This is a genomic window from Aeromonas sp. 25-248, assembly GCF_053005425.1.
This window is the reverse complement of the sequence record NZ_JBRKTB010000016.1, coordinates 78,519-84,518: the sequence shown is the minus strand read 5'-3', so window position 1 is coordinate 84,518 and position 6,000 is coordinate 78,519. Positions and strand designations below refer to the sequence as shown.

Here is a 6,000-nt window from a genome sequence, read left to right as displayed (position 1 = left end):
GCTTTTGGCTGCTGCGGGAGTGGCATTCTACTCAACCGCCTTCTCGAGTCAAGCCTTATTTTCAAAGGCTTTTCGAGGCTACCGACCGGGTTGTTTGCGTTGCCGCTTGCCCTGTCGATGGAGGCGCATTATAGAGACATAGATCACATTGGCAAGCTCTCATCGCAATAAAATTGCAAAAAAATGCCAATTCTTAGTTATTCATATCAAAACACAGTTTTTATACAGACTTACCCACAGGACAAGCCCGGAAAGGGCTCATTCTGCACCCTATTACCTCCCGTTCCTCTCTGCCCGTCTCCTCTTCGAAGGGTTGCTGACCATATCAATCCACATATAAAGGAAGAGAATCGCAAAGTGACGCTCAGACCAGTCCTGCCTCAGCAACCCAAGCAGCGATCAGCTCGGCTGCCGCCATGGAGCGGCAACCCGATATGTTCTGCCCGGCCCAGAGTGGCGAGAAACCGCTGTCACCCGCCTTTTCGGCTGCGGCACGCAACGGAGCCAATGCGCCGCTGGCATACGGGAAGTCTGGCGGCAGCACCGAAAGGGGGCCGAGTTCCCGCATCAAGCGGTTGACTATCCCCCGCGCCGGACGGCCGCTGAACAGATTGGTCAGTGCGGTGTGTTGGCCATGCCTCCCCTGCAGCGCCGCACGGTGCAGGGACGAGGTCGTCGCCTCGTGGCAACAGAGGAACGCCGTTCCCATCTGCACTGCGCTGGCCCCCAGTGTCAAGGCAACCTTGATCCCCTTGCCGTCGACTATGCCCCCGGCGGCGATGACAGGCAGATCCACTGCCGCCACTACCTGTGGTAGAAGGGTAAAGGTGCCCTGCTGCAAGCTGAGATCCTCACTCAGGAAGTGGCCGCGATGGCCACCCGCCTCCAGCCCCTGGGCGATGACGGCATCGGCTCCGTGGTCAGCAAGCCACTGCGCTTCTGCCACCGTGGTAGCGCTGGCAAACACTTTTGCGCCTGTGGCTTTTACCTGGGCAAGCAATTCGGGCTCGGGCAAGCCGAAGTGGAAACTGACCACGGCAGGTCTGAACTCTGCAAGCAGGGCCGCATGCTCGTCATTGAAGGGGGCCCGAGAGGGGGCTCGCGACGGCGCAGCGGCATCCACCCCGAACTCGGCGTAATAGGGTAACAGTACCTGGCGCCAGCGTTGCTCCGCTGCCGATTCCGGCTCGTGCTGCCGATGGCAAAAGAAGTTGATGTTGTATGGGCCCGGCCCGCTGGCGGCGAGGCGGCTCAGCTCCTGGCGCAGCTCGGCACCACTCAGCATGGCGGCAGGCAGGGAGCCCAGTGCCCCCGCACTGGTCGCCGCCATCGCCAGGGCGCTGTCCTGCACGCCCGCCATGGGGGCCTGAATGACGGGATAGCGCATCCCCAGTTCGGCAAAGAGCGTCATATGATGGTTTCCTGTTTCTGATGGTCAGTCTGATTGTGCGCCAGAGGCGGGTTGAGTCGGCAGAGCGCACCTGACATGCTGACACGTCGTCTGGCGATATCGCCTGTCCAGTTCCCGGCCAGACATCCTGTCTTGGCTTTCATCCATCAGGCTCCTTGAGGTTCATGGCACATCGGCCCGCGAAGGGCCGAACGTGAAGTGTCAACGCACGCTGCGCAGCAGGAAGTCCGGCTGGCCACAGGAGCGGCGCTCCCGCTTCTGCATCTCGTCGGAGCAGGGAACGGCATCCGTCCCCTGCTGGTTGATGCAGATGTAGATCTCCCGCAGGAAGCGGCCCCCATCAGCGCAGGCCACCGTGATGTTATCGGGGGCCAGCCACTCGTTGGCGCTCGCCAGATCGGCCTTGAGCTGGAAGCTGTTTTTTCTCAGCGGCTCTTCCGGCGATTGATAGGCGGCCGGGATCTTCACCTTCTGGCGCAGATCGCTGGCCAATTGGTGAAATGCCTCCTGGCTCAGCCCGGAACAGGTGCCGTGCTTCTCCCATTCATGGCGATAGAGGAAGCGGCTGGGGTAGAGCCCGGCAAACTGCTGCTCCATGTCCGCATCCAACCGCTCGCGGGTGCAGCTGGCGGGGTAGCCACGCTGATACTGGGGCCAGAGCCCATGCAGCACGAACCCCAGCTTGCGGGCGCACTGCTCCCGATCCCCTGGCTTGATGGCGCAATGCTCGGGCGACCAGGAGAGTGCCATGGCGTAATAGTCAAACTCCCCCGCATAGCCTTTGCCCTGGGCGGCGGAGATCCACAACAGCGACCCCACCAGCCATACCATGACCTGCTTCATCTCTCGTTCCCCCTCATCTCTTTGCACCCGGTGGCGCCCCATTTTGCGCCCTCATGCTCCCATAACAGGGAGTCAAAGAACAATCGCTCAAAATGGCCTTACTCACTGTGGGTCAGACCAGTAAAAGGTTTCCCCTGCCGGATCAGAGGCGTAAGCTGGCTCTCCGGCGGGCCTTCATGACGCGCCACGTTTCCCCGATTTCATCAGCAACAGGACGTAACATGATCCGCAAGAATCCCTCAGGTCACCTGCCCGTTATCGACGAATCCGCCTATATCGACAAGACTGCCATCATCTGTGGCAAGGTGATCATCAAGGAGAACGTGTTTGTCGGCCCCTATGCCGTGATCCGCGCAGACGAAGTGGACGAGAGCGGTGACATGGAACCCATCGTCATCGGCGCCAACTCCAACATTCAGGATGGCGTCGTCATCCACTCCAAATCCGGCGCTGCCGTCACCATCGGCGAGTTCAGCTCCATCGCCCACCGCAGCATCGTCCACGGCCCCTGCGAAGTGGGTAACCGGGTCTTCATCGGCTTCAACAGCGTGCTGTTCAACTGCCACATCGGCGAAGGGTCAGTGGTTCGCCACAACTCCGTGGTCGATGGCTGCGATATCCCCCCCGGCTTCTATGTCCCCTCCACCACCCGCATCAACCAGCAGAGCGATCTGGCGCAGATCCCGCGCGTCACCGTGGACGCCACCGAGTTCTCCGAGGATGTGGCTCACACCAACATCGACCTCGTCAAGGGTTACAAGGCGCTCTCCAACGAGTTTTGATCCGGCGAGCGGTTCACGACACACAACGGGCGCCACGGCGCCCGTTGTCACAACTGTAAAGAGGGCGAAAAGAGGGTGTAAAGGTGGTTGAGCCGGGCGCACGCGTCGCGTTTGATGGGGGCGTTCCCATCAATGGAGTCATCATCATGTCACGCTATCCTGTCGCCCTTGCCCTGCTGCTGGGCACCACGCTTCTTCATGCCGGCGAGATGCCGCCCCCGATGGGCGCCCGCCAGGGAGGCTCCATGACACCGCCCCCCTCCGTGCTCTATCACGCCAGCAAGCAGGGTGCGGATCCCCAGGCCCTGGTCCAGGCGCTGTCCAAAAACATTGATGCCGCCAAGCAGGATACCCGCTACGAGGTCACGGTCAGCGTGCGCGAACTGCCGCCCCAGCCACTCAAACCCCAGCCCGCCGGTGCGCCGCTCAAGGGGCAGTGAGATGAGTCTGCACCGCCCTTCACTCTGGCTGCTTGCCATGGCCATCGCCCTGCCCGCCATGGCGGGTCCGGGGAACATGGGCAGACCGGGCGGATGGGAGAGCCCTGCCCCGCAGTACGGCCATGGGGCTGGCCCCGGCTTCGGCCACCGCGTCGACAGGCTGCCGGGAGGGGTGGAAACCTTGCTGCTGGCCGGGCTCACCTACTATGTGCTCGACGGCATCTTCTACCGTCGGCAGGAGAACCACTATGTGGTGGTCTCCCCGCCTCCTCAGGTCCTGGTGGTGGCAGAGACAGGGCTCATCCCCCTGGATCTGGATGGTCGCCGCTATTACGTCAGGGAGGGTCACTACTACCTGCGAGAAATAGACGGGCGCTACACCGAGGTGCCGCCGCCAGCGGCGCTGCGCTGAATCGCACGGAGGAACAGATACGAGCAAGGGGCCTTGGCCCCCTCTTTCATTACAGGGGTTTTACCCCACTCGGGTCTGAGCCGCGTACCTCAGGACGGGTCATGCAGGGGTAGCGTCATGGTCACTCTCAGCCCCCCCTGTGCGCGATTGCGCGCCTGGATGGTGCCCCCCTGCAGAATCACCGCCTTGCGGGCGATGGCGAGCCCGAGCCCGTAGCCCTTGCCCATGCGGGGTGAGCCGATGCGCACGAAGGGGTCGAAGATCCCCGCCAGCTTCCCCTCCTCCACCCCGGGCCCCCGATCGGCGATGGAGAGCTGCACCTCCTGGCCCAGGCGCAGCAAGCGAACACTCACCATCTGGCCCGACTGCGAGAAACGCAGGGCGTTGCGCACCACGTTCTCCACGGCGCGGCGCATCAGCTCCGCATGCCCCAGCAGGAGGCAACCCTCCCCCAGCGCCACCTCGAGCCCTATCTCGACCCCGGATTGCTGGGCTTCGAACCTGGCATCCTGGACGACCGTCTCCACCAGCGCCAGCAGGTCGTAGTGGCTCTGCTCAAGCCCGTGGCCCTGCTCGGCACGGGAGAGGGTCAGCAGCTCCCCTATCATCCTGTCCATCCGCTCCGTCTCGAGCCGGATCCGCGCCAGGGCGTCGCTTGCCTTCTCCGGGCGCTGCTCCGCCAGCCCGATGGCCATCTGGATGCGGGCCAGGGGGGATCGCAGCTCGTGGGAGACGTCGTGAAGCAGTTGCTCGCGCCCCTCGACCAGCTGCTGCAACCGCTCCACCATGAGATCGAACTCCTTCGCCACCTCCGTCAGCTCGTCCCGGCGCCAGCGCAGAGCGGGCCAGAGTCTGACCCCCAGATCCCCCCTGGCTACCCGATCGAAGCTGCGCCGCAGGGCGTTCATGGGCCGGGTCAGGTGCCAGGCGAACAGAATGCTGAACAAGAGTCCCCCCAGGCCGCCAATCCAGAGCATGGGCGGGGGAATGTTGAGCCAGGAGAGGGGGCCGGGGGCCGGCCCGCCGGGGAGGACGCGCGGGTCCGCTCTGGTCTGCAGCAGATAGGTCTGCCCGTCGCTGGCAATCACGGTGCGTGTCAGCACGGTGCCCGGGCCAGGTTCCCTGGAGGCTGGCATCCTGGATGCCCGGGGCGCTGGCCGGGGAGGCGCATCGGAGACATCGAGGAGTGTTATCTGCAGCAACGGCGGAGACATGGCCTGGCTCAATGCCGTCGCAGCCTCGATCCCCCCCTTTGCCAGCACGGCTGCCGCCATCTCCAGATGCTGGCTCGCCAACTGCTGGGCCAGGTGCTCTTCCGGGGGGGCACGCTCGGCACGAAAACCGAGCCAGAGCAGTTGGCTGACCAGCACGATGGCCAGCCAGAACCCCAGCAGAATCTTCCAGAACAAACGTCCCTTGAGGATCACCGTATCTTGTACCCTATGCTGCGCACCGTCTCTATGGTGACGGCCTCCCCCGCCTTCTGCTGCAATTTCTGCCTCAGGTTGCAGATGTGCACATCGACGCTGCGATCATAGGCCTCCCGCGGGCGCCCCACCCCTTGCAGGGAGAGGGTGTCCTTGGTAACCACCTGCTCCGGTGCTCGCACCAGCAACACCAGCATATTGAACTCGGTGGCGGTCAGCTCCAGCGGCTCCCCCTGCCAGAGACAGACCCGGTTGGCCGGCGTGACCGTCAGATCCCCCAGGATGAGGGCATCCGGCGAGGGGGTTGCGCTCCCCCCCTCGTTGACCCGCCGCAGAACGGCCCGCAGCCGGGCCACCAGCTCCCTGGGGTAGCAGGGTTTGGGCACATAGTCATCGGCCCCCATCTCGAGTCCCACCACTCGATCCACGTTGTCCCCCTTGGCGGTCAGCATGATGATCGGCAGGCGGCTGCGCTGGCGCACCTGGCGCAGCACCTCGGTGCCGCTCAAGTCGGGCAGCATCACATCCAGCAGCAGGGCGCTGTAACGGCCGGAGAGGGCATGGTGAACACCTTCCCCTCCGGTCAGCACCTGGGTGGTATCAAACCCCTCTCCCCCCAGGTATTCACTCAACATGGCGCCCAGTTCGGCATCGTCATCCACCAGCAGGATCTTCATATGCGGTC

Annotated in this window: 7 protein-coding genes; 3 read left to right on the top strand and 4 right to left on the bottom strand. The window is 63.6% G+C overall.

Annotated features, from left to right (window positions below):
• Nucleotides 1-364: 364 nt before the first annotated feature.
• A complete protein-coding gene (locus ACVDHI_RS18340) occupies nucleotides 365-1,411 on the bottom strand; it encodes an NAD(P)H-dependent flavin oxidoreductase (RefSeq protein ID WP_103260770.1) in 1,047 nt (348 codons plus the stop codon).
• 201 nt (nucleotides 1,412-1,612) lie between these two features.
• Nucleotides 1,613-2,254, bottom strand: coding sequence for a ribonuclease T2 family protein (locus ACVDHI_RS18335; RefSeq protein WP_103260771.1), 642 nt, complete (start codon nucleotides 2,252-2,254; stop codon nucleotides 1,613-1,615).
• Nucleotides 2,255-2,475: 221 nt separating this feature from the next.
• Between ACVDHI_RS18335 and ACVDHI_RS18330 the strand changes: the two genes are divergently transcribed.
• The 3 genes from ACVDHI_RS18330 to ACVDHI_RS18320 all read left to right on the top strand — a co-directional run bounded on the left by ACVDHI_RS18330 (nucleotide 2,476) and on the right by ACVDHI_RS18320 (nucleotide 3,888).
• A complete protein-coding gene (locus ACVDHI_RS18330) occupies nucleotides 2,476-3,036 on the top strand; it encodes a gamma carbonic anhydrase family protein (protein WP_041994991.1) in 561 nt (186 codons plus the stop codon).
• A 146-nt stretch (nucleotides 3,037-3,182) separates the two neighbouring features.
• The gene (locus ACVDHI_RS18325) at nucleotides 3,183-3,476 is read left to right on the top strand and encodes a hypothetical protein (RefSeq protein WP_408806434.1); all 294 of its coding nucleotides are present in this window, start codon (nucleotides 3,183-3,185) and stop codon (nucleotides 3,474-3,476) included.
• A 1-nt stretch (nucleotide 3,477) separates the two neighbouring features.
• Nucleotides 3,478-3,888 (top strand): DUF6515 family protein, encoded by a 411-nt coding sequence (locus tag ACVDHI_RS18320; RefSeq protein WP_010672950.1) that lies wholly within the window; start codon nucleotides 3,478-3,480, stop codon nucleotides 3,886-3,888.
• Between the two features lie 89 nt (nucleotides 3,889-3,977).
• Here ACVDHI_RS18320 and ACVDHI_RS18315 read toward each other — a convergent pair whose 3' ends face one another.
• Together ACVDHI_RS18315 and ACVDHI_RS18310 are read right to left on the bottom strand one after the other, a co-directional pair.
• Nucleotides 3,978-5,297: a HAMP domain-containing sensor histidine kinase gene (locus ACVDHI_RS18315; RefSeq protein ID WP_408806436.1), complete on the bottom strand. Its 1,320-nt coding sequence runs from the start codon at nucleotides 5,295-5,297 to the stop codon at nucleotides 3,978-3,980.
• Between the two features lie 14 nt (nucleotides 5,298-5,311).
• On the bottom strand, nucleotides 5,312-5,992 hold the full coding sequence (locus ACVDHI_RS18310) for a response regulator transcription factor (RefSeq protein WP_010672948.1): 681 nt from the start codon (nucleotides 5,990-5,992) through the stop codon (nucleotides 5,312-5,314).
• Between the last annotated feature and the right edge of the window lie 8 nt (nucleotides 5,993-6,000).

Bases quoted from the DNA above. Each gene is read 5' to 3' on its own strand.
- ACVDHI_RS18340 (WP_103260770.1), bottom strand. From the start codon at position 1,411: ATGACGCTCTTTGCCGAACTGGGGATGCGCTATCCCGTCATTCAGGCC.
- ACVDHI_RS18335 (WP_103260771.1), bottom strand. From the start codon at position 2,254: ATGAAGCAGGTCATGGTATGGCTGGTGGGGTCGCTGTTGTGGATCTCC.
- ACVDHI_RS18330 (WP_041994991.1), top strand. From the start codon at position 2,476: ATGATCCGCAAGAATCCCTCAGGTCACCTGCCCGTTATCGACGAATCC.
- ACVDHI_RS18325 (WP_408806434.1), top strand. From the start codon at position 3,183: ATGTCACGCTATCCTGTCGCCCTTGCCCTGCTGCTGGGCACCACGCTT.
- ACVDHI_RS18320 (WP_010672950.1), top strand. From the start codon at position 3,478: ATGAGTCTGCACCGCCCTTCACTCTGGCTGCTTGCCATGGCCATCGCC.
- ACVDHI_RS18310 (WP_010672948.1), bottom strand. From the start codon at position 5,992: ATGAAGATCCTGCTGGTGGATGACGATGCCGAACTGGGCGCCATGTTG.